The organism is Mammaliicoccus sp. D-M19 (genome assembly GCF_022386695.1).
GTDB classification, from domain to species: domain Bacteria; phylum Bacillota; class Bacilli; order Staphylococcales; family Staphylococcaceae; genus Mammaliicoccus; species Mammaliicoccus sciuri.
The window spans coordinates 141,432-165,737 of sequence record NZ_JAJNHW010000002.1 but is presented as its reverse complement, the minus strand read 5'-3'; the positions used below and the strand labels follow the sequence as shown (position 1 = coordinate 165,737).

Sequence of the window (24,306 nt, the reverse complement as noted above, 5' to 3'; positions counted from 1 at the left end):
ACTACCTTTCGTCTTCAAAGAATGGTGTTCCTACAGTATAACTATCATCTAGTACCATTATACCTTTTTCTTTTGGAGCACCTTCTAAATCAAGTTCTTTCATTGAACAAATCATACCACTAGAAGGAACACCACGTAATTCTGCATCTTTAATAATCATTCCACTAGGCATTACGGCTCCTACTTTAGCAACAACAACTTTTTGTTCTTGATCAATATTTGGAGCACCACATACAATTTGTAATTTTTCATTACCAACATCAACTTTACATACTGATAGTTTATCTGCATCAGGATGTTTTGATTTTTCAGATACGTATCCTACTACAAACTTAGGAGATAAATCAACGTCTAATTTATAATTAATATTACTTTTCTCTAGTAAGTCTTGAATACTATTAATGTGTTTCTCTTCAACTTTAATATTGCCATTGCCTTCTATTTGAACATATTTAGAAGCATTGAATATATTAAATCCAACAATTTTATCTTCACTTTTAATAATTGTTAAATCATTTTGATAATCATATTCTAATTCTTCAAATAAAGGTTCTAAAGTAACCATTAATACATCGCCAACACCATTTTTATTATAAAATAAATTCATTTCTCCTACTCCTTACAATCTTTTTTGATTATTTTTCATTTTTTTAAATATTTCTCTATTTTTTTCTAATCGCTCAATAACTTCTTGGTTTCTCTTACGAGAGTGATTTTTACCTAAAATAAATATTGGTTCCAAAGGTTTATCAGGTGTATAAGAGAATGATAATGATGTTATTGGCACTAAGCCATTTTGGAAGAATTGCATCGTCATTTGCGCTACAATATCATACCCAATTTCATTTTTAATATCACAAATCACCAGTACATCTTGGTGAGGTGTAGCTAATAACATTTCCCCTTCAATATTTTGATAAACATCTTTTAGGAATGTCTGATTGAGAATACGTGAAGCATCATATCCGTCATTCGTATTAATGAAATAGAATGTATTGCCTTGAACTTCATCAGACTTGTAAGTTGTTTTTCTCTTTTTAATATTGAATAACGCTTGCTCTTTAATTTGTTCTTTCGTTAAATTAAGTTCACTGAGCATAGACTCATCTATTAGTCTATAAGTATTACCTAAATCAAGCGCATAATATATATTTGTTTCAGCTGTATGTTCATCAATGACAAAAGGTGTACCTTCTTTCGTTTCTTTATGAAAACTAGTAGACCTTATGACAGGCAAGATTTCAATTTTATTAATTTCTTTATTGGATTCATCTTGCATTGCATTTATTGTTTCAGTGACGTAATAAACGATTTCGTCTATTGTTTTATTACCGTTATTTTTATATTTAGCAATAATCGGAGCTAATTTAACTGAAAGCCCTTTTTGATTATCTGTACGTTCAATTCTTAAACTTTCATTTTCCCTATCAAACTTAAAATTTGCATCTAAAGTTTTCAATCGGTCTTTTAATAAATCTCTCATTTGAAAGACATTCATACTTAACACTCCTATTTTTATACCTCCATATAGTTTACAACAAATCGCAGTTATGTAACAGTGATAAACATATTTAAATGAAGTTAAATAAAATAAAAAAGCAGGTAATTCGAAAATAAAAGAAACTTTTTTCGACCTGCTTTTTTTATATAATTTTAATTATTTAATCCATCAATAAATGCACTAATTTGTGGAATTGTTTTTCTTTCTTTACCAACGTATCTACCAAGTTCTTGACCGTTGTTATAAGCAATAAAACTTGGAATACCCATAACATCAACTTCTTGACATAAATCAATAAATTCATCACGATCAACTGATACGAATTGATATTGATTGTATTTCTCTTCAAGTCCAGGTAAATCAGGATCTATAAAATGACAATCCGGACACCAAGATGCTGTGAACATAAATATTGTGGGTTCGTTAATCAACGATTTGTATTCTTCGATTGACGTTAATTGTTTCATTTCTTTGCACTTCCTATCATTAATGTTTGTTGACCATCTTTAATTATATGATACTTCTTCAATAAATGATAAACAAATAAACTGATTACTGCAGGTAATAAGAAATGGAAGAAAGCAATTTGTAAGTATACTTCTGTCGTACTACCCATTGTTTTAATCGTCATAATTTGCCCTACAAGTCCACTTGAACCCATTCCAGCACCAGCAGCATTATTTTCCATTGGCCAAAAGACTGTCATAATTGGTGCTACAACAATACTTGCTACGACTGGTGGTATTAATATAAAGGGTTGCTTTAAATAATTTGGAATTTGAAGTTTACTTGTACCAATACCATGTGCAATAACGCCTGAAATACCATTATCCTTATAGCTTGTTACTGCAAATCCGATCATATGACAACATCCACCTATTGTAGCTGCTGCTGCCGCTGTTCCACTTAAGCCGAGCATTAACGCTAAAGCCGCACTTGAGATTGGACTACTTAGTGTAAGACCAACAATAAGACTAACGAATATCCCCATTAATAAAGGTTGTTGATCAGTACTTAATTGTATCCAATTTCCTAATGCTTTCATAAATGCATCGATAAATGGCGCTATAAACTTTGCAATAGCTGCACCTATAAATAACGTTAAAATCGGTGATAAAATAATATCTATTTTAGTTTTGCCTGAATATAATCTTCCGAGTTCACTCGCAAATACTGAAGATAAATAACTTCCTACAGCGCCACCTTGTTCATATCCATACATGCCTGTTACTGCAGTTGTAAATATAATGAGTGGTGATGCGCCTAAACCATAACTAACTGCTACCCCTACCCCAGCACCTGTTAAAGTTTGAGCTAACTTGCCTATTTCTATCATAATTGATGTATCAAAATATGTATTTAATGATTGGCCTAAAGTTTCAATAATAAGTCCAACAATTAATGTACTAAACAAACCTAAAGCCATATAACTTAAACCATCTATAATTGTTCGATTAAAAAAAGATTTTACGCGTTCCATTTATTCACACTCCTTAAATGGATTATACAATAAAAAATACACATGTCATTATTTAAATTAAAATAATAACATGTGTATTTAGAAACTTTATACTTCTATAACATTTAGAAATTTCTTCAATGCGTCTGTCTTCGGTTGAGTAAACATCTCTTCCGGTTTACCTTCTTCACCAATTAAACCATCATGAATAAAAATCATTCTATCAGAAACTTCTCTTGCAAATCTCATTTCATGTGTAACAATGACCATCGTCATACCTTCATTAGCTAAATCTTTAATAACTTTTAATACATCATTCACTAACTCTGGGTCTAATGCTGATGTCGGTTCGTCAAACAACATGACTTTAGGATTCATTGCCAATGCTCTAGCAATCGCCACACGTTGTTGTTGACCACCAGATAAAGCATGAGGTCTTTGATCTTTAACACTTTCTAATCCTACTTTTTCTAAAAGTTGAAGTGCTTCGTCATATGCTTTTTGCTTATTTACTTTTTTAACAGTAATTAAACCTTCCATAACATTTTCAATTGCTGTTTTATGTGGAAACAAGTTGTAATTTTGAAACACCATACCTGATTGTTTACGTACTTTAATTTGTGACTTCTTATTATCTGCTGTGTACGTTTCGCCATTAACAACTACAGTACCTTCAGTCGGAATTTCCAATGCATTCATCATTCTCAATAAAGTTGTCTTACCCGAACCTGATCTTCCAATTAAAGTAATCACTTCACCTTTATCTACTGAAAGATTAATCCCTTTGATGACTTCTTTATCATTAAATGATTTTTTAATATTTTGAAGTTCAATCATGAACGATACCCTCTTTCAATATAAGATTCATAGTAAGATTGAACGATTGATATGATAAAACATACGATCCAATATAATATCGCTACTAGTAAATAAATCGTTAAGAATTCATATGTTGTAGATGCTACTTCTTGCGCTTTTCTAAACATTTCTGCTACTAAAATAAACCCAAGTAAAGACGTATCTTTAATTAAGCTTAAGAATGTATTACCTAATGCAGGTACTGAAACTCTAATTGCTTGAGGTAATATAATTCTTTGTACAGTTTGTTTATAATTCATACCAATCGAGTAGGCAGCTTCAGTTTGACCTTTCGGAATAGACATAATTCCACCTCTTAAAATCTCAGATGCGTATGCACCTACATTAAGAGAAAGGCCAATTATCGCAGCTATGACAGGTGACAAAGTCAATTGATTGTCTGCATTTCCTGTTGCCAATCTACCAATCTCAGGGATTCCGTAAAAGATAATGAATAATTGAACAATCATAGGTGTACCACGAATGATTGAAACATAAAAACGTGCAATCCCTTTTAGAACTTTACTACTTGATATACGCATTAATGCTGTAACTAATGCCAAGATTAAACCAAGCACAAAAGTAACTAAAGTAATAGGAATAGAATATTTAACTAGACCCTCTAACATCGGTAGAAATGCTTGTTTGGCAGCATTTAATGCATGAAGTTGCTCATCATTTAGGCTCTGAAACATTAGCGCCAAACCATTTCTTACTTATTTTTTCTAATTCGCCATTATCTTTTAAAGTTTTTAGACCTTTATTAAAATCTTTAATCACTTTGTCATCTTCTTTTTTACTAAATGTAAATGCAGATTGACTTTGTTCTGCATCACCTTGAATTGCTTTTATTTTAGCGTTAGGTTTTTGCTTTTTATAATCTAAATATGAAATATTATCATTAAAAGTACCTTCAACACGATTTGATTGTAATAAATCCATCGCTTGGTTGAAGCCGTCTACTTTAGTAATATCTGCACCTTTAGACTTTGCAAGTTTACCATAGTTAGATGTTAAAGTTTGTGCTAATTTTTTACCTTTAACGTCGTCGAATGATTTGATGTCTTTATTATTCTCATTTACTACTAATACACCATTTGAATAAGTGTATGGATCTGAGAATTTATATTTTGCTTTTCTTTCATCGTTGATACCAACTTGGTTAGCAATCATGTCAAAACGTCCTGAATCTAACCCAGCAAACATTGAATCCCATTGTGTTTCTTTAAATTCAACTTTGTATCCCATTTCTTTAGCAACTGCTTTTGTTACTTCTACATCATATCCAGTTAACTTATCATTTTTGTCATGAAAGCTAAATGGAGAATACGTACCTTCTGTACCTACTACAATTGTTTTATCATCTTTCTTACTACTTTCTTTCTTGTCGTTGCTGTTTCCACATGCAGCTAACACAACAATTAATGCAATAATTAAAAATATACCCTTTTTCATATATACATCCCTCTATTCTTAGTATCCAAATCGGAATAAACATATTTTAGACCGAATTACAACTACTGTCAATTACTAAAATCTGGACTATTTAAATTTCAAATATTCAATCTTTTCTGAACTTAAATTTAACACGATTTCATTAAGTAATAATTTTGCACTTTCATAATCTCTTGCATCGTAAATAGCTTTACTTGTATGGATATATCTAGCACAAACACCTATTACCGCAGTTGGGATACCTGTTAGAGCTTTATGAATTTCTCCACCATCAGTACCACCTGGTGATTGGAAGTATTGATGATTAATTTCTTTTTCTTCAACCATTTCAATTAAATAATCTCTCATTCTTTCAGATAAAATCATCGTACGATCTAATATTCTAATTAATACACCTTTTCCTAAAGCACCAGATAAGCCGACATGTCCTTTCATATCATTTGCAGGTGAACAATCCACAACTAATGCTAAATCTGGTTTGATTAAATTCACACTTGCTGAAGCACCTCTTAAACCAACTTCTTCCTGAACATTTGCACCTACATATAAATCGACATCAAGCTCTTCATCTTTAACGGCTTCCAATAACTCTAATCCAACTAAACAGCCATATCTATTGTCCCATGCTTTAGCGAGTATTCTATTCTCTGTAAGTTGTTCAAAATTCGTACTTGGAACAATTGTATCACCAATTTTAATGCCCATTTCTTTTAATTGATCAATGCTTTCTGCACCAACATCTAAAAGCATATCTTCAATAGATACACCTGACTCTTTACCAGTTCTAAAATGTTTAGGGATACTGCCAACTACGCCGTTATAGTATTTACCGTCACGAGTTTTTAACTGTAGTGTTTGTGATAACCATACATCTGATGACACACCGCCAAGTGGTGTGAACTTTAACATACCCTCTTTTGTCATTTCAGTAACCATAAAGCCAATTTCATCCATATGAGCTGCTACTAATACTTTAGGAGCATTTTCTTTTTTAGATTTTTTCACACCATAAATACTGCCCATATTATCACCGATAATTTCATCAACAAATGGTGCCATTTTTTCTTTTAAATATTCACGTACTTCATTTTCAAATCCAGGTACAGCATGTAATTCTGTTAATACTTTCATTCTATTAAGTGTTTCTTGTCTAATTTGTGTCATTGTAAATCTCCTTATTGAAATATTTATCTATCATTCAGTCTTTGTGTTAAACTTAACTTAAATAGAAGGAGGCATGGTCATGCAGAACAATAAGTTACGCTTTTTCATTTTATTATTGTCCGTTTTTACTGGTATAGGTATTGTTGCTTCTATCGTATATGCTAAGCAATATAAGCCATATAGTTGTGAAGAAATCCTTAAACAAGTCAAAGCACAATTTAATAATGTTGAAGCCTCTTATATATTACATATCCCAAAGACCTACCAAAAATTCGGCATTGAAACTAAAGTTGTACATGGTGGTATTACCGTTAATAATGATGGTAAACAAGTTCACTATGAATTTATCGCCGATGCCTTTAATGGCCAAGTTATTGATATATTTGAAATTTAATAAGCTTAAAAAGATGAGTCTGAGTGATTAATTTAAACCTCAGACTCTTTTTTTAACTGAAAATTATTCAACTTCACCGTGATCTAGTGCATCGAATGATTTTTTAATAGATTCTAAACCACTTCTTAATTTTTCTTCGCTACAAGCTAAATTCATTCTGAAATGATGACTTTCTCCGAGCTCGTAGGAATGGCCGATCCCTGTTGCAAGTTTCCCTACAGATTGCAATGCTTTTTGAACATCACTTTCTATGTAACCACTTTTAGAAAAGTCTACCCAAGCTAAATATGTCGATTCAGGTTTGATAAACGATAACTGATCAGACATTTCACTTTTAATAAATTCATCTAAGATAGTCATATTCTTTTCAATATGATTATTTAATTGATCTACCCATTCACCTGCTTCATTATAGGCTACTTTAACTGCTTCAACAGCCAATGTGTTTGCAGCTGACAATCCATAATATGTTGCCAATTTACGATTGAATTGTAATGTGAAATAACGATGTTTTGTAATCATATAACTACTTGCTAAACTTGCTAAATTAAATGTTTTACCTAAACCAGTGACAACAAGAATTGGAGAATCTAAAGTCATTTCATTTGTCATTGAATAGAATCCATTTTCACTTCTCACAAAATCCATATGAATTTCATCAGAAACAATAAAGACACCATGTCTTTCACACACATCTTTCATAAATGCACATTCTTCTTTCGTCCAAACTTTACCTGTTGGATTATGAGGGCTACACAGTACTAACACTTTAACATCATCACGTACTGCCATTTCTTCAAATTGTTCTTTATCTAACTCATAACCGTTATCCGTTGCAACTAATGGAGATTCGACGGCCACTCTTTTATTACCTTCAATTAAATTTAAAAAGGCATTATATGAAGGTGTATGTATTAACACACCTTCACCTTCTTTCGTAAACTCACGTATAACTTCAGTTACAGTAAACAAAATACTCGGAACATAATATATATCATTCTTTTGGATATTTACAGAAAATCTCGTTTTGTACCAATTTTTAATCGCACTTAAGTATGCTTCTTGTTTCCACACTAAATACCCGAAATGTGCTTGATCTAATTTGTTTTTCAAATGGTTGATAATAAAATCAGGTGTCTTAATATCCATATCTGCAATCCAAAATGGTTCTAAGTTCTCATAATCATAAACTTTACGTTGTCCATCATATGCTACTGTTGCTGTTCCCCTTCTATCAATCACTTCATCAAAATTATATTTCAATTAAATCATCCCTTCTCATTTCTTCTTTAATTCCCTTCGTTTGTTCATCAAGTTTGAGCGCAAAATAATTGGCATCATGATAGAACACGAACCAATAATCTTCTTTAATATATCTTTGTAAAAGTCTCTCCTTAGCATTTATGGAATCCATTGGATAATCATCATAGGCTGTAACCCATAAAGGATTAAGATGAGCTAATGTAGGCAAGATATCAGCCATATGCACAGCTTTCATATCATTACTTTCAATTTCAATGACACTATGACCAGCACTATGACCACCAGTATGTATCATTTTAATACCTGGAACGATTTCCATCGAATCCACAAATGTTACAACTTGATGTTCAATACCTTTATAATTTTGTTCCCAATATGTAGCGCTACTTCTTATATTTGGGGCTCTCAATTCATTCCATTCAATTTGTGATGTATAAATTGTTGCATTTTTAAATACTGATTGACCATCTGTAGTTGTCAGGCCACAAGCATGATCAAAATGCATATGAGACATTAAAACTATATCAATATCATCAATGGTCAAATTAAATTGCTTTAATGAGTTACTTATATCACTTTCATAAGTTGTACCATAGTTTCTTTTTTGTTTGTCTGTTAATTTATCATTACCTATCCCAGCATCAATTATTATATTGTGTTCATCTGTTTGAACGAATATTGGATGTGTTACGAGAGGTATTTGATTAAGTTCATTAGGTGGGTATTTTTTACTCCACAACGCTTTTGGGACCACACCAAACATTGCACCACCATCCATTTGAGTAATACCACCTTGTAATGGATATAATTTAAATTCACCTATATTTAACAAGAAATTCCCCTCCAATCATTTATTATTATTTTATCACTAATTAGAGTAATGAACATCTTTGATGATTACTACAACACATTAGTTAAAAAAGACGTAAAAAAAGAAGTTAGAATCAAAAGCGATTCCAACTTCCTTATTTAAAGCTTGCTTCCATACGATAGATTCTAAAGCCTCTACTAGAGAATTTATCTTCATATTCAGTACGGATATTATCTTCAGGCTCATCTTCATGTAAATTCAAATTAATATAATTAAATGACATACCATATTGAGACATACTTTCTAAACTATACTCAAATAACCCTTGATTATCTGTTTTGAAATGTATTTGCCCATCTTTATTCAAAATGTGTTGATAAATTTCTAAAAAGCTAGAAAAAGTTAATCTTCTTTTAGCATGTCTTGTCTTAGGCCATGGATCAGAAAAATTCAAATAAATTCTTGAAACTTCATTCTCAACAAAATACTCTGTTAATAATTTAGCATCTTGATTAATCAATTTAATATTGTTTAATTCCATTTCTTTAACTTTTTCAAGAACACGGACCATAACATTTTTATCTTTTTCAATTGCTACGTAATTGATATTAGGATTCTGTTTAGCAGTCTCAGTAATAAATCTACCCATACCAGTTCCGACTTCAATATGAATGGGTTGATCTTTATCAAACCATTCTGCCATCTTATATTGATGATTAAGATCTACATCTACTATATTGGGATGATCCTTTAAGAAATCATCAGCCCAAGGTTTATTTCTCATTCTCATTCAAAGTTACTCCTTATATAAATACATTTCTTGTCATCACTTCATTTAAGAAGTGTAACCAATCATTCATATCTTTATAACGTTTTTTCTCTTCATACCACTCTACCATTGCGATAGCTTGAATTAATGTATACCACTTCATACGTTTCTTTAAATCGTGCGTATCATTAATGCCATACATACTTAGCCAATCTGACCAATCTTTCTCATCAACATAAGTATATAATATCATTCCGATATCAATAGCAGGATCAGCAATCATTGCACCTTCCCAATCTACTAAGAAAAGTTCGTCTTGATCAGATAAAAGCCAATTATTGTGATTTACATCTCCATGTATGACTGTATAGAATCTACTGTCTAATGTTGGCATGTTATCTTCTAGATATAACAATGCCTTTCTCACAGTGCGATTAGACAATACATGTCGTGACAATGAGCTGTTAATTTTATTAAATAAAATCTCTGGATGCATAGGTTTCATTTCCATACGTTTAAGCATATTTAATAATTGTTTAGAAGAATGTATTTTTTTCAGAAGTTTGGCAACACGGTTAGAATTCATTTCATCTTGGACTAACTCTCTACCATTTTTCCAATGTTGTGCAGTCACAACTTCTCCTGTTTCGATTCTTTTAGTCCAAACTAATTTTGGAACGATACCTTCAGCAGATAACGCTGTTAAGAAAGGACTTGAATTACGTTTTAGGAAGAGCTTGCGGCCATCTTGTTCTGCCATATATGCTTCACCAGATGCACCACCTGCTGAGTCTAATGTCCAACCTAACTGATAAAAATGTTCCAACCTATCCACCTCACTTTCAATTAAAGAAAAAGAAAAAGACTCAAGAATATTGTTTTTCAAGAGTCATATTTTAATCTTAAAAATTTTTGTTTTATTTTTGTAATTTTAGTGCGCTTGATATAAATTTTATTATCTTTCGGTTAAGATTTCAACCTCATAAATGAAAACTTTGGAGTATTTTGAACCTATTCATATACAATAAGTCTTATAAATTCAGTATCCACTTGAATTACTTAAGATATTAAAATTACACTAAAAAATTTTTATGATTTTGACTCTATATAATTATTAAATGCATTTTGTAATTGCTTCGTAATTTGTCCGACTTTTCCGTCACCTATTTTTTGATCATTTACTTGCACAACTGGCATTACTTCAATAGATGTACTTGAAATAATCACTTCATCAGCATCATTTAAGAAATCTAATGTAAATGATTCTTCAATAAATGGAATATTTAAATCGTCAGCTAATTCTTTTATAACACGTCTAGTAATACCATTAAGAATTAAATTATTTGCAGGATGTGTATAAATTTTGCCACCTTTTATCGCATAAACATTGCTTGAACTACCTTCAGTAACTGTTTCACCTCTATGCATGATCGCTTCAGCTGCATCATTTTGTGTAGCTTTCTCTTTTGCTAACACGTTACCTAATAAGTTCAAACTCTTAATATCACATCTTAACCATCTGATATCTTCAACTGTTATAGTTTTAACGCCATTTTCTAATTCGTCGTATGGTCTGTCATAGCTTTTAGAAAAAGCTGAGAATACAGGCTTTGTACTAGCATCAGGAAACGGGTGATTTCGAGGCGCAACACCACGTGTCACTTGAATATACACGCCACCATTTACAACATTATTCTTTGCTGCTAATTCTTTCGTCACTTCTGTTAAACCTTCAACAGAGTATGCGTCTAAATTAAGTCCAATTTCTTTGGCACTTCTAAATAATCTTTCATAGTGCTCTTTAGATGTGAATACCTTGCCTTCATATATACGTATGTATTCATATATGCCATCACCAAAGTTATAACCTCTATCAGAATAGCTAATCTTACCTTCAGATTCATCAACAAACTCATCATTTATATAAATATAATTCATTCATCATCACCCTTTACACAGACATTGTATATAGCTTCTAAATAAATTGCAGTTGCATTAAATAATTGTTTTTTCGTGATATATTCATTTTTTTGGTGCATTAAATCTTCAGATTCTTTAAACATGGCACCAAATGCCACACCTTTATCTAAGTTTCTAGCATATGTCCCCCCACCGATTGTAAATGGCTCGGACTGATCACCTGTTTGATTGCGATATGCTGATAATAGCTTTTCGATAAATGGATCGTTTTTATCTACATAATGCGGAACTTGGTGTTTATCCATTTCAATTTCGAAGCCTTTTTCTTTCACTTCTTCAGAAAAACGAGACATTGATTGGTCGAAATTAAAGCCTTCGGGATATCTTAAATTAATACCAAATTGACCACCATCTACATCTGTATAACTCATAATACCTGTATTAGTCGTCACTTCCCCCATTTCTTCCGTAGCAAACTTCATACCCATTTTTTCACCTTTTGGAGAATCAACTAAATATTCATTTGCAAATTTCACATATGAGCTCGCGTATTTATCTAAATTTAATTCATTTAAGAATTGAATAAGATATAAGCCAGCATTCACTCCTAATGTAGGATCCATACCATGAGCTGATTTACCGTGAACAACGATGTTTAAGAAACCTTCATCAATTGTCGTTTCGCCTTCAATCTCATGTTCATTTAAAAATGATTCGAATTTCTGAACAACATTCGTCATTTGTTCTTTTATAAGTAATTTAGCTTGAGCAGTATCTGGTACCATATTGAATCTTTCACCTGAGAAGAATGCTTTGAGCTCTACTTCAGGCTCATCATTATCTTCCACATATCCAGATTGAGTGATGTTGAATGTTACAATCCCTTTTTCTCCATGAATTAAAGGGAATTCTGCATCTGGTGCAAAACCTACAGAAGGCATTTCTTCTGTTTCAAAATAACGATCTGTACATTTCCAATCAGATTCTTCGTCAGTACCTACAATAATATGTATTCTTTTTTTCCATTCGACTTTCATATCTTCAAGTATCTTAACGGCATAGTATGCTGCAATTGTTGGTCCTTTGTCATCAAGTGTACCTCTTGCAATGATTGCATCTTCAGTTTCTACAGGTTCAAACGGATTAGAATCCCATCCAGCACCTGCTGGCACAACATCAACATGGCAAAGTATACCTAATAAATCATCACCTTTACCCGCTTCAATTCTACCTGCAATATTATCTATATCAACATGAGAAAATCCATCTCTTTCTCCTAACTTGTACATATAATTTAACGCTTCTTTTGGACCTGGTCCAACTGGCGCATCGTATGTACTTGCTGCATCATCTCTAACACTTTCGATGCTTAATAGCCCCTTTAAATCATTTATAATATCTTGTTCATATTCTTTAATTTTATTTCTCCACATCGAAAATCATCTCTTTCTTAACTTGAATAGTTATCTATATAATACATGATATTTTTGTAAATATGAAATAGAATTACCGATAAATTTTTAATTTTTTATACATAAAGTTATTTCCTTTTACGTACGACTAAAGTCTTATATAAAAATATTTTTTTGAATCTTATTATTTCCCGACAAGATGAAAGTTGTTAACAAAAAAACTAGGACAAATAAGTTGCCCTAGTTTTAGTCAATATTGAACATAAGGAGAAAATTATTTCTTCAAATCTTCTTCTTTAACAACTCTTAAATTGTTGTTTGCAGTTCCGCCTTCATCGTCAAATTTAGCTTCTCTTTGTTCAGTTGGATCTTCATCTTCTTTTTTTAGACGAGATTTAGCATTTGATGCATAACCTTTTGGATCTTCTTTTGCTTTTTGGAATTCATTTTTCGCTTTTTCTTTAGCTGACTCTTTATAAGAAGTTGGATCTTCTTTATATTTAGAGTACTCGTCTTGTGCTTTACCTTTTAGTTCGTTTGCTTTTTGCTTAGCATTTTCTTTGTAATTCTCTGGATCTTCTTTATATTTCCCGTATTCATTTTTTAATTTATCTCTATTTTCTTTTTTAGATAAGACAACTGCTGCTGCAGTTCCACCTAATACTACTAACGTTCTAAATAATCCTGCTTTTTTAGCCATTTGTATCCACCTCTATTTAATTAATAGTTATTATAATACCCCGAGAAAATCTTTCTAAACATTTTAAACAGATAAATTTAAAAGTTTAAAATCTTCTTCTAACAAATGCCTATACTCACCAAGTTCTAAACGTTCATCAAGTTCTAAATCAGCTATTTGAACACGTTTTAAATACGTTACTTCACAACCAATCGCATGAAACATTCTCTTAACTTGGTGGAATTTACCTTCATAAATCGTAACATAAGCTATAGACTCTTCTCCATTTTCTACAATTTCTAATTCACTTGGAGAAGATGTAAAGTCACCTAAATCTATGCCTGCTTTAAAAATATCTATTGCATCATCTGAAATGTGACCAGACACTTCAACATAATACTTTTTAGCGACTTTTTGTTTTGGACTCATAAGTTGATGCGAGAATTTACCATCGTTTGTTAGAAGTAATAAACCTTCTGTATCTTTATCTAAACGACCAACCGGAAATAAATCTAAGTGCATATATTCTGGGACAATATCAATGACTGTTTCATGTTCATCATCTTCTGTCGCTGAAACAAATCCAGCTGGCTTATTCATCATTAAATATACAACTGGTTCATAGTCTATCGGGATATCATCAAATGTTATAACATCATCTTCTGGATTAATATGCATTTCAGGTTTCTTAACGATCTCATCATTAACGGAAACAAGATTTTTCTTTAGAAACTTTTTAACTTCTTTTCTTGTTCCGATACCTGAATTTGCTAAAAATTTATCTAATCTCATCATTTACACCCACTTAATTTTGCGTCTAATTTTAGCAGTCAAATCACCTAAAAATTCATCCGCTAGACGTGAACGCATTGTTAAATAACCATATACAATTACACCTACACATCCACCGACAATTAGCGTAATCAGCGCACCTAATTTTGATGTTGGATCAATGATTAGTGACACAATAAAGAAACTTAACTCAACGAATAATACCATGATTATAGTATAGAAAGTAATTCTTAACGTATGGTAAATTGTGATATTAAATTTAAAGTCTGCATATTTATATAGGACGACACAATTTAATATAACAGCTACTAGTAATGCGATTGCCGTACCAATGACAGCACCTAATGTATGAAATACCATAATTAGTGGTAAGTTTATAACTGCTTTGATAACTAATGAAGCAATAACGATCCAAACTGTTAAAGCTTGTTTATCAATACCTTGTAACATTGAAGCTGTTACTGATAATAATGCAATTAAAATACTAACTGGTGCATACCAGAATAATATTTCTGTACCCATTGGATTATAACTATAGAACACATTATATAAAGGCTGTGCTAATACCATAATGCCAAGTGATGCTGGAACTGTTAAATATAGCAATACGCCTAATGATTTTCTAATTTGATGATGCATTGCATCAATTCTACCTGAATTATATGTGTTCGTAATAAATGGAACTAAACTCACTGCAAATCCTGCTGCAAGAGATGTTGGAATCATAACAATTTTATTAGTTGTCATGCTCAGCATTGTGAAATAAATATCTTGTAATTCACTACCTACACCTGCCATCGCTAATCCAGTATTATGTGTAAATTGGTCGATTAAGTTTATAATCGGGAAACATAAACTTACAATTACAAATGGTATACTGTATTTAATGATTTCTTTATATATTTTGATATACGAAACATCAATATCACTTGTATCTTGTTCAACTTCTGCTTTTATTAAATGTCTTCTCTTCATCCAAAAATAAAGTAAAGTCAATAATGCAATAATTGCACCGATACCTGCAGCAAATGTTGCAACTTGGTTGGCCATTAACACAGAACCGTCCATTACATTTAATACAATATAACTTCCGCCAAGTATAAATGCGATACGCGCTACTTGTTCAGTTACTTCAGATACAGCTGTTGGACCCATTGAATTAAATCCTTGGAAAATACCTCTCCATGTTGCAAGTAATGGAATAAATAATACAACAAAACTAATTGTTCTAATAACAGTTGTAATATCTTCTATACTCCAACCACCTTCTATGCCACCTTTATTCGCTAATGTTAATTGAGCAATAGTTGGTGATAAGAAATAAAGTAATAAAAATCCGATAAATCCTGATACTGTCATAACTAAAAAGCTTGACCGGTACAATTTTCTACTTACATTATAAGCACCTAATGCGTTATATTTAGATACATATTTCGCAGCTGCTAAAGGAACGCCCGCAGTTGCTATTGTTATCATGATTGTGTATGGTTGATAAGCATATGTAAATGGAGCAAGATTTTTTTCATCGCCTATAATAGCGTAAAAAGGTATTAAATAAAGAATACCAATTACTTTTGTTATTAAAATACTTGCAGTAAGCAGGAAGGTTCCCCTTACTAGCGCTTTACTTTCTGACATAATTTCATCCCTATCTAATTTACTTTTAAATTTAATAATAACAGGTTTATTTCTATTCTACTACTTTTTTAAAGACACATTATTCGTTAAAATATTATTACATCGATTTATGGAGGTAACTTATGTATCATACAATAATTATCGGCGCTGGACCTAGTGGTTTAATGGCCGCATATAGTGCAAGTTCAAATGGTAAAAACGTCTTGCTACTCGAAAAGAAAAAAGGCTTAGGACGAAAGCTCCGCATATCTGGTGGCGGTAGATGTAATGTTACGAACCGCTTACCTTATGAAGAAATTATAAAAAACATTCCTGGTAATGGAAAATTCTTATATAGTCCATTTTCAACATTCGACAATGAATCAATTATACAATTTTTTGAATCTAGATCTGTACAATTAAAAGAAGAAGATCACGGTCGAATGTTCCCTGTTTCTAATCGCGCTCAAGATGTTGTTGATGCACTAGTTGATTCCATTAAACAAAATGGTGTAGAAATACGCCAAGAAACTACAGTATCATCTATTGAAAGTGAAAATCAACAAATAACAGGCGTCACTCTACAAGATGGTACATTTATTCCTTCAAAGGCTGTTATCATCGCATCAGGTGGTTGCAGTGTGCCACATACTGGATCGACAGGAGATGGGTATAAATTCGCTGAGAATTTAGGACATTCTATAACAGAACTATTTCCAACAGAAGTACCGATCAAATCAAGTGAACCATTCATTAAAAACAAAACACTACAAGGATTAAGTTTACAAAATGTTGGACTATCCGTACTCAAAAAAAATGGTAAACCTAGAATCACACATCAAATGGACATGTTATTTACACATTTTGGTATTTCAGGACCTGCAGCATTAAGATGTAGTCAATTTGTGTATAAAGAACAAAAATCTCAAAAGAAAACAGACATACAAATGTCTATAGATGCCTTTCCAGAAATCAAAACACATGACTTAGAACAACAAATTGTAAAAAAACTAAAAGACGAACCTAATAAAGCGATTAAAAATGCACTAAAAGGACTAGTCCAAGAAAGATATTTACATTTTATCTTACAACAGTCAAGTATTGATTTAGATGTGACATACCATCACCTATCTCAACAAGCCATCCGAACATTCGTGGAAAACCTTAAATCATTTACATTCACAGTAAATGGTACACTCCCACTTGATAAAGCTTTTGTAACAGGTGGCGGTGTTAATATTAAAGAAATCGAACCCAATACAATGGCATCCAAAATATGTGCTGGGCTTTACTTCTCAGGTGAAGTACTAGATATCCATGGGTATACAGGTGGCTATAATATTACGAGCGCTCTTGTCACTGGGTATGTAGCAGGCTATAATGCCGCACAATTTAATGATTAAAATTCTATAGAATGTATATAGTTTAGTGTTTGGTATGTGGTGTACTTATTTACAAAACTGCTTGGATTTGTTACTAACGGCCTCCTTATTTACAAAACTGCTTGGAATTGTTACTAAAGGCGGCCTTATTTACAAAACTGCTTGGATCTGTTACTAACAGGGGCCTTATTTACAAAACTGCTTGGATTTGTTACTAACAGCGTCCTTATTTACAAAACTCCTTAGAATTGTTACTAACGGCGCTCTTATTTACAAAACTGCTTAGAATTGTTACTAACAGGGGCCTTATTTACAAAACTGCTTGGAATTGTCACTAACAGCGCCATTATTTACAAAACTCCTTAGAATTGTTACTAACGACGCCATTATTTACAAAACTCCTTAGAATTGTTACTAACGACGCCATTATTTACAAAACTGCTTGGATTTGTTACTAACGGAGGGCTTATTTACAAAACTACTTGGAATTGTTACTAACTTTAACCTATATTATATTCACACATTATTTAAGGCTGAGACATTTTAAATGTCTCAGCCTTATCTATTTCTTCATTAAACTCTTTTGTTTTCTAAACCATCGTCGCCCCACTCATTCATGCCGCCTTCTACGTTTACTGCATCAATGTCGTGGTCATTTAAATAATCAACTACTCGAGCACTTCTAACGCCACCTGCACAAACAATATAATATGTTTGGTCTTTAGAGAAATGATTTAATTCATTTGGAATTTCTCCCATTGGAATATGCTTAGCGCCAGGGATTACACCTAATGCTACTTCATGATCTTCTCTCACATCAACTATATTAATTGGATTATTAGATGTAATTTTGTTTGCTAATTCTGTTACTGTAATTTCTTTCATAACTAGAACACTCCTAATTGATTAATTTGCTACGATATTAACTAACTTTTGTGGAACTGCAATCACTTTACGGATTGTTTTACCTTCAATCGCTTCTTTGATTTTTTCATTATCCATTGCTACTGCTTCCATTTCATTTTTAGTTAAATCTTTAGAAATTTTGATTTTGTCTTTTAGTTTACCGTTAACTTGGATAACAATTTCTATTTCGTTATCTACTAGTAGTGACTCATCAAATGTTGGCCATTCTTCATAAGATAAAGAATCGTTATGACCAAGTTTTTGCCATAATTCTTCAGAAATGTGTGGCGCAATTGGTGATAACATTTTTACAAAACCTTCAGCATATGCTTTGCTGATTTGATCTTGTTTATAACAATCATTGATGAATACCATCATTTGACTGATTGCAGTATTGAAGTTTAGTGTATCGAAGTCTTCAGTTACTTTTTTAACTGTTTGGTTATAGACTTTATCTAGGTCTGGTGTTTCGCTTTCAACGACCTTATCCGTAATGTTCCCTTCTTCTGTAACAAATAAACGCCATACTCTATCTAAGAAACGACGTGAACCGTCTAGTCCATTTTCACTCCATGCAATTGCAGCATCTAAAGGTCCCATGAACATTTCATATAGACGTAATGTGTCAGCACCATGAGAACGTACAATATCATCAGGGTTAACGACATTACCTTTTGATTTACTCATTTTTTCATTACCTTCACCAAGAATCATACCTTGGTTAAATAATTTTTGGAAAGGCTCTTTAGTTGGAACTACACCGATATCGTATAACACTTTATGCCAGAATCTTGAATATAATAGATGAAGCACTGCATGTTCTACACCACCGATATATAAATCAACTGGTAACCAGTGTTTAAGTTTTTCAGGATCAGCTAATTGTTCATCGTTATGTGGGTCAATATATCTTAAATAATACCAACAGCTACCTGCCCATTGTGGCATCGTATTCGTTTCACGACGCCCTTTCATACCTGTCTTAGGATCTACAACATTAATAAATTCATCAATATTAGCTAATGGTGATTCTCCTGTACCTGATGGTTTAACTTGATCTGTTTCAGGTAGAATTAGTGGAAGTTCTTCTTCAGGAACTGTTGTCATTGTACCGTCTTCCCAATGTATAACTGGAATTGGTTCACCCCAATAACGTTGTCTACTAAATAACCAATCTCTTAATTTATAGCTTACTTTTTTATGACCGATACCTTTTTCTTCAAGTAATTCAATCGCTTTAGGTACTGCTTCTTCTTTTGTTAATCCATTTAATGCATCTGAATCAATCATTTTACCATCATCATCATATACAGTGATGATATCTAAATTGAATTTCTCTGCAAACTCAGCATCTCTTTCATCATGTGCTGGAACTGCCATAACAGCACCTGTTCCATAACTAATTAACACATAATCTGCAACCCAAATCGGCATTTTTTTGCCAGTGAATGGGTTTGTCGTAAATGCTCCAGTGAATACACCACTTTTATCTTTTGCTAAATCTGTTCTTTCTAAGTCAGATTTACGAGAAGCTGCTAATTTATATGCTTCAACCGCTTCTTTTTCACCTTCAGTCGTAATTAAATCTACTAAAGGATGTTCTGGTGATAGTACAGCAAAAGTTGCACCGTAAATCGTATCAGGACGAGTTGTGAATACTTCAAATGATAAATCTGTATTATCAATATTAAATTTTAATTCAGCACCTTCAGATCTACCAATCCAGTTTCTTTGCATATCTTTAATAGATTCTGGCCAATCTAATTCATCTAAATCTTCTAATAGACGATCCGCATATTCAGTGATTTTTAATACCCATTGTCTCATAGGTTTGCGAACAACTGGATGTCCTCCACGTTCTGAAACACCATCAACAATTTCTTCATTAGATAACACTGTACCTAGCGCTGGGCACCAGTTTACAGCTACTTCATCAACATATGCTAATCCTTTATTATATAATTGAATGAAAATCCATTGTGTCCATTTATAGTAATCTGGGTCAGTTGTATTCACTTCTCTATCCCAGTCATATGAGAAACCTAGCTCTTGAATTTGTCTTTTAAAAGTCGCTATATTTTTAGCTGTAAATTCTTTAGGATCATTCCCTGTATCAATAGCATACTGCTCAGCTGGTAAACCAAATGCATCCCATCCCATTGGGTGAAGTACATTATACCCTTGCATTCTTTTATATCTTGAGACGATATCTGTAGCAGTATAACCTTCAGGATGTCCTACATGTAAACCAGCGCCAGATGGATATGGAAACATATCTAAAGCGTAAAATTTCTTTTGTCCAAGATTATCGTTAGCTTTAAATGTTTTGTTAGCTGCCCAAAAATCTTGCCATTTCTTTTCGATTTGTTGATGATTATAATTCATTTGTCCGTTCCTCCTATAAAATAAAAAAAAGCCATCCCAACCATCATAACAGTTGGGACGACTTGAATAAATATGCCGCGGTACCACCCAGAATTCACAATTAAGTGCGCTTCATTTATATGGTTTAAGATTGCTTTTAATAAATAATGAATCGTTCATAAGTTCACTTAATGGATATCATCAGTTCTCAGCACCACTGACTCTCTTAAGATTCGCATTAAAGCTACTTTTCTTATATACATCCTAATATTATGCAATTTCAATATATTTTGCAAGTCTTATTTGTTAATATCATGTATCTTGCTTTGAAATACCTCTATCATAAATGTATAAGAAGTAATAACCTATTAAAATAAGTAATATCATACTGTAAAACATCATTTTCATATCAAACATATCAACTATTACGCCACCTACAACTGGCCCAAATGCTTTTCCTATTGTTGAAGATGCGTTTACAATACCTTGATATGCACCCATTCTGCCTTTAGGTGCTAATTTATTTGCAATTGCAGGTACTGCTGGCCATACAAACATTTCTCCAAATGTTAAAATAACCATCCCTACAACAAACATTGTAAATTGTTCAGCAAAGCTTGTAATCACATAACTTAAAATAAAAATCGTTAGCCCTATAAACATTTGTAATTTCAATTTCTCTTTGAATCTATTGATAAACGGTGCAATTAAAGGTTGTCCTGCTAAAATCAATATACCATTTATTGTCCAAAGGAAACTATATTGTTTCAAGGATATACCAACTGATTGTGTATAAGTCGCAATTGTCGTTTGCCACTGAACATAACCAATCCAACATAAACTAAACATAACACATAGAAGTATAAGTGCAGTAAATTTACTTTTATCTTTAACTTGCATAGCACTCGTGATGCCTTCATCATTTTTCAAATGAATATCTAAATCTATGTTGTAATATTTTAAAGCAATTATGATAAATACGACATATAGTAGTAAGTTCGCCATAAAAATATAATTAAAGCTAAAGTCCGCTACAAACCCACCTGCTGCAGCCCCAATAGAAACACCTAAGTTTTGAGCAAGATAAATTGCATTAAATGTTGTGCGTCCTCCGTTTGGCCAACTTGCAGCAGCCATTGCATAAATAGCTGGCACAATCACGCCTCCACCGAAACCAAGTATCACAAGCCAAAACGGATACCATGGCCAATCATTTAAAAAGTTTAACCCGATTAAACTTAAAATATTTAAAATAGAGGCAAAAATAATAGAACGAAACCCACCAATTTTGTCGAATAAACTTCCGCCTAATAAATTCCCGATTACACTCCCGAATGCATTAATCATTAAAACGATACCAGCTGTACTTAAACTCTTACCTAATTCTTCATTCATATATATTGTATTAAGTGGCCATAAGAAACTTGATCCTGTAATATTGATCGCCATTCCTATGATGAGCATTTTAACAATTTTCGGCATTCTCAAGGATTTCAACCTCCTCTCAAATTTTGTCAATTTTAATAGTCTAAACCTTTTTCTGCAAAAGTTCAATATTATATGTTAAAATGCTTTAGATAAGTTTGTAGAACAGGATGTGAAATATAATGACAGAACAATTCCGTTATGCATTTGATAACAAAAGATATCATACATGGAATTATCATTTAAGAAATAAATTTGGTGAGAAGATTTTTAAAATAGCATTAGATGGTGGATTTGATTGTCCAAACCGTGACGGCACAGTAGCACATGGGGGTTGTACATTTTGTTCAGCAGCCGGGAGTGGAGACTTTGCAGGTAACCGTGCAGAACCAATCCATGTACAATTTAAAGAAATTAAAGACAAAATGCATGAAAAATGGTCCGAAGGAAAATATATCGCTTATTTTCAAGCTTTTACAAATACGCATGCGCCAGTTGAAGTATTAAGAGAAAAATACGAAGCTGCTTTATCAGAAGAAAATGTAGTTGGACTATCAATTGCAACAAGACCAGACTGCCTACCAGATGATGTTGTAGAATACTTAGCAGAATTAAATGAAAGAACATATTTATGGGTAGAACTTGGATTACAAACCGTTCACCAAGAAACTTCAGATTTAATTAACCGTGCACATGATATGAAATGCTATTACGAAGGTATTGCTAAATTAAGAAAACACAATATCAATATATGTACACATATCATTAATGGTTTACCTGGTGAAGATTACAATATGATGATGGAAACAGCAAAAGAAGTCGCACAAATGGACGTTCAAGGGATTAAAATTCATTTGTTACACCTACTTAAAGGTACACCAATGGTTAAACAATACGAAAAAGGTATGCTTGAATTCATGACTCAAGATAATTATACGCAACTCGTTTGTGACCAATTAGAAATTTTACCAGAAGAAATGATCATTCATCGTATTACAGGTGATGGCCCTATCGATTTAATGGTTGGACCTATGTGGAGTGTAAATAAATGGGAAGTCCTTAATGCTATAGACAATGAACTTAAAGAACGTGGCACAATGCAAGGATCTAAATTCAAGAAAGCAGAACAAGTTCAAAAATGATTGTTCAAGGAATCTTACCATTCGCAAGAGATTTAATAGCAACACATATAACGGATAAAAGTATCGTAGTTGATGCAACATGTGGGAATGGCAACGATACACTTTTCCTTGCTAATCAAGTTCCAAACGGCGAAGTATACGCGTTTGATATACAAGAAGAAGCCATTAATAATACTAAAATCAAAACAGAAGCATATAGTAATATTCATTATTATCAAACAGGTCACGAAAATGCAGCACCTATAATAAAAGAACGTCATGAGCAAATAGACGCATCAATATTTAATTTAGGCTATTTACCAAAAGGCGATAAACATATTACAACGAATGCACCGACAACAATTAAAGCAATTGAAAGTCTATTCGAAATGACAAGTAAAAATGGCATCATCGTATTAGTCGTATATCCAGGACACCCAGAAGGACAGATAGAATCTAACGAAGTCATCAATCATGTTAGTTCAATAGATCAACAATCAGCACACGTGCTCCACTATCAATTTATAAATCAAAAAAACAATCCACCATATATAATAGCAATTGAAAAAAGATAAAAATGAGTGAAATGACAGAACGCAAACCTTGGGAATGGGTTTGCGTTTTTTATGTGATATTGGAGGTTTTTGGATATATCCGGTGGTTAAGCCACGACTTGGTCAATTTCTTGGCTTTACTCTCTACTTAAGCCACGACTTGGTCAATCTCTTGGCTTTACTCTCTACTTAAGCCACGACTTGGTTCATTTCTTGGCTTTACTCTCTACTTAAGCCACGACTTGGTCAATCTCTTGGCTTTATTCAATACTTAAGCCATGACTTGGATCATCTCTTGGCTTTATTCAGCACTTAAGCCATGACTTGGTTCATTTCTTGGCTTTACTCTCTACTTAAGCCATGACTTGGATCATCTCTTGGCTTTATTCAATACTTAAGCCATGACTTGGTTCATCTCTTGGCTTTATTCAATACTTAAGTCACGACTCGTGTGTTTACT

General features: G+C 32.5%; 24 protein-coding genes. 4 read left to right on the top strand and 20 right to left on the bottom strand.

The window, feature by feature from the left end:
- Position 1: 1 nt before the first annotated feature.
- From ytpR to LQ675_RS06375, 8 genes are all read right to left on the bottom strand, one after another.
- The gene (ytpR, locus tag LQ675_RS06410; RefSeq protein WP_075578035.1) at positions 2 to 607 is read right to left on the bottom strand and encodes a YtpR family tRNA-binding protein; all 606 of its coding nucleotides are present in this window, start codon (positions 605 to 607) and stop codon (positions 2 to 4) included.
- A 12-nt stretch (positions 608 to 619) separates the two neighbouring features.
- On the bottom strand, positions 620 to 1,498 hold the full coding sequence (locus LQ675_RS06405) for a DUF1444 domain-containing protein (protein ID WP_025905281.1): 879 nt from the start codon (positions 1,496 to 1,498) through the stop codon (positions 620 to 622).
- 155 nt (positions 1,499 to 1,653) lie between these two features.
- Complete coding sequence (locus LQ675_RS06400; RefSeq protein ID WP_037588574.1) at positions 1,654 to 1,968, bottom strand: thioredoxin family protein; 315 nt, start codon at positions 1,966 to 1,968, stop codon at positions 1,654 to 1,656.
- Complete coding sequence (locus tag LQ675_RS06395; RefSeq protein ID WP_048539562.1) at positions 1,965 to 2,981, bottom strand: PTS sugar transporter subunit IIC; 1,017 nt, start codon at positions 2,979 to 2,981, stop codon at positions 1,965 to 1,967. The genes LQ675_RS06400 and LQ675_RS06395 overlap by 4 nt, the downstream gene beginning before the upstream one ends.
- 87 nt (positions 2,982 to 3,068) lie before the next feature.
- The gene (locus tag LQ675_RS06390) at positions 3,069 to 3,797 is read right to left on the bottom strand and encodes an amino acid ABC transporter ATP-binding protein (RefSeq protein WP_048539561.1); all 729 of its coding nucleotides are present in this window, start codon (positions 3,795 to 3,797) and stop codon (positions 3,069 to 3,071) included.
- Positions 3,794 to 4,513 carry an amino acid ABC transporter permease gene (locus LQ675_RS06385; protein WP_048539560.1) on the bottom strand — a complete coding sequence of 240 codons (720 nt, stop codon included), beginning with the start codon at positions 4,511 to 4,513 and terminating at the stop codon, positions 3,794 to 3,796. The genes LQ675_RS06390 and LQ675_RS06385 overlap by 4 nt, the downstream gene beginning before the upstream one ends.
- The gene (locus tag LQ675_RS06380) at positions 4,494 to 5,273 is read right to left on the bottom strand and encodes an amino acid ABC transporter substrate-binding protein (RefSeq protein WP_048539559.1); all 780 of its coding nucleotides are present in this window, start codon (positions 5,271 to 5,273) and stop codon (positions 4,494 to 4,496) included. Before LQ675_RS06380 ends, LQ675_RS06385 begins: the two co-directional genes overlap by 20 nt.
- Positions 5,274 to 5,360: 87 nt before the next feature.
- Positions 5,361 to 6,437 carry a M42 family metallopeptidase gene (locus LQ675_RS06375; RefSeq protein WP_048539558.1) on the bottom strand — a complete coding sequence of 359 codons (1,077 nt, stop codon included), beginning with the start codon at positions 6,435 to 6,437 and terminating at the stop codon, positions 5,361 to 5,363.
- 79 nt (positions 6,438 to 6,516) lie between these two features.
- On the opposite strand from LQ675_RS06375, the gene LQ675_RS06370 reads away from it, so the two are divergent.
- On the top strand, positions 6,517 to 6,831 hold the full coding sequence (locus LQ675_RS06370; RefSeq protein ID WP_058592016.1) for a hypothetical protein: 315 nt from the start codon (positions 6,517 to 6,519) through the stop codon (positions 6,829 to 6,831).
- A 63-nt stretch (positions 6,832 to 6,894) separates the two neighbouring features.
- Here LQ675_RS06370 and LQ675_RS06365 read toward each other — a convergent pair whose 3' ends face one another.
- The 9 genes from LQ675_RS06365 to LQ675_RS06325 form a co-directional block, all read right to left on the bottom strand.
- Entirely contained in the window at positions 6,895 to 8,094 is a 1,200-nt protein-coding gene (locus tag LQ675_RS06365) for a MalY/PatB family protein (RefSeq protein WP_048539556.1), read from the bottom strand.
- A complete protein-coding gene (locus LQ675_RS06360) occupies positions 8,084 to 8,926 on the bottom strand; it encodes a YtnP family quorum-quenching lactonase (protein WP_239727222.1) in 843 nt (280 codons plus the stop codon). The genes LQ675_RS06365 and LQ675_RS06360 overlap by 11 nt, the downstream gene beginning before the upstream one ends.
- 133 nt (positions 8,927 to 9,059) lie before the next feature.
- The gene (gene trmB, locus LQ675_RS06355; protein WP_048539555.1) at positions 9,060 to 9,695 is read right to left on the bottom strand and encodes a tRNA (guanosine(46)-N7)-methyltransferase TrmB; all 636 of its coding nucleotides are present in this window, start codon (positions 9,693 to 9,695) and stop codon (positions 9,060 to 9,062) included.
- Between the two features lie 13 nt (positions 9,696 to 9,708).
- Positions 9,709 to 10,500, bottom strand: a complete 792-nt coding sequence (locus LQ675_RS06350; protein ID WP_025905270.1) for a phosphotransferase family protein — start codon at positions 10,498 to 10,500, stop codon at positions 9,709 to 9,711.
- Positions 10,501 to 10,763: 263 nt separating this feature from the next.
- Positions 10,764 to 11,612, bottom strand: a complete 849-nt coding sequence (gene dat, locus LQ675_RS06345) for a D-amino-acid transaminase (RefSeq protein WP_048539554.1) — start codon at positions 11,610 to 11,612, stop codon at positions 10,764 to 10,766.
- The gene (gene pepV / locus LQ675_RS06340) at positions 11,609 to 13,027 is read right to left on the bottom strand and encodes a dipeptidase PepV (RefSeq protein WP_107610372.1); all 1,419 of its coding nucleotides are present in this window, start codon (positions 13,025 to 13,027) and stop codon (positions 11,609 to 11,611) included. The genes dat and pepV overlap by 4 nt, the downstream gene beginning before the upstream one ends.
- Before the next feature lie 253 nt (positions 13,028 to 13,280).
- Positions 13,281 to 13,706, bottom strand: coding sequence for a YtxH domain-containing protein (locus LQ675_RS06335; RefSeq protein WP_239727219.1), 426 nt, complete (start codon positions 13,704 to 13,706; stop codon positions 13,281 to 13,283).
- Between the two features lie 63 nt (positions 13,707 to 13,769).
- A complete protein-coding gene (locus LQ675_RS06330) occupies positions 13,770 to 14,477 on the bottom strand; it encodes a pseudouridine synthase (protein WP_239727463.1) in 708 nt (235 codons plus the stop codon).
- A gap of 3 nt (positions 14,478 to 14,480) precedes the next feature.
- Complete coding sequence (locus LQ675_RS06325) at positions 14,481 to 16,115, bottom strand: putative polysaccharide biosynthesis protein (protein ID WP_239727217.1); 1,635 nt, start codon at positions 16,113 to 16,115, stop codon at positions 14,481 to 14,483.
- Between the two features lie 122 nt (positions 16,116 to 16,237).
- Here LQ675_RS06325 and LQ675_RS06320 point away from each other — a divergent pair, with 122 nt between their 5' ends.
- On the top strand, positions 16,238 to 17,497 hold the full coding sequence (locus tag LQ675_RS06320; protein ID WP_048539550.1) for a BaiN/RdsA family NAD(P)/FAD-dependent oxidoreductase: 1,260 nt from the start codon (positions 16,238 to 16,240) through the stop codon (positions 17,495 to 17,497).
- A gap of 552 nt (positions 17,498 to 18,049) precedes the next feature.
- On the opposite strand, the gene LQ675_RS06315 is transcribed toward LQ675_RS06320, so the two are convergent.
- The 3 genes from LQ675_RS06315 to LQ675_RS06305 all read right to left on the bottom strand — a co-directional run bounded on the left by LQ675_RS06315 (position 18,050) and on the right by LQ675_RS06305 (position 22,234).
- Positions 18,050 to 18,361 carry a rhodanese-like domain-containing protein gene (locus LQ675_RS06315; protein WP_048539549.1) on the bottom strand — a complete coding sequence of 104 codons (312 nt, stop codon included), beginning with the start codon at positions 18,359 to 18,361 and terminating at the stop codon, positions 18,050 to 18,052.
- Between the two features lie 21 nt (positions 18,362 to 18,382).
- Entirely contained in the window at positions 18,383 to 20,767 is a 2,385-nt protein-coding gene (gene leuS, locus LQ675_RS06310; RefSeq protein ID WP_075578041.1) for a leucine--tRNA ligase, read from the bottom strand.
- 291 nt (positions 20,768 to 21,058) lie between these two features.
- The gene (locus tag LQ675_RS06305; protein WP_048539547.1) at positions 21,059 to 22,234 is read right to left on the bottom strand and encodes an MDR family MFS transporter; all 1,176 of its coding nucleotides are present in this window, start codon (positions 22,232 to 22,234) and stop codon (positions 21,059 to 21,061) included.
- A 119-nt stretch (positions 22,235 to 22,353) separates the two neighbouring features.
- On the opposite strand from LQ675_RS06305, the gene mnmL reads away from it, so the two are divergent.
- Both mnmL and mnmM read left to right on the top strand, forming a co-directional pair.
- On the top strand, positions 22,354 to 23,313 hold the full coding sequence (gene mnmL, locus LQ675_RS06300) for a tRNA modification radical SAM protein MnmL/YtqA (protein ID WP_048539546.1): 960 nt from the start codon (positions 22,354 to 22,356) through the stop codon (positions 23,311 to 23,313).
- Entirely contained in the window at positions 23,310 to 23,867 is a 558-nt protein-coding gene (gene mnmM, locus LQ675_RS06295; protein WP_048539545.1) for a tRNA 5-(aminomethyl)-2-thiouridylate-methyltransferase MnmM, read from the top strand. The genes mnmL and mnmM overlap by 4 nt, the downstream gene beginning before the upstream one ends.
- Positions 23,868 to 24,306 lie beyond the last annotated feature (439 nt).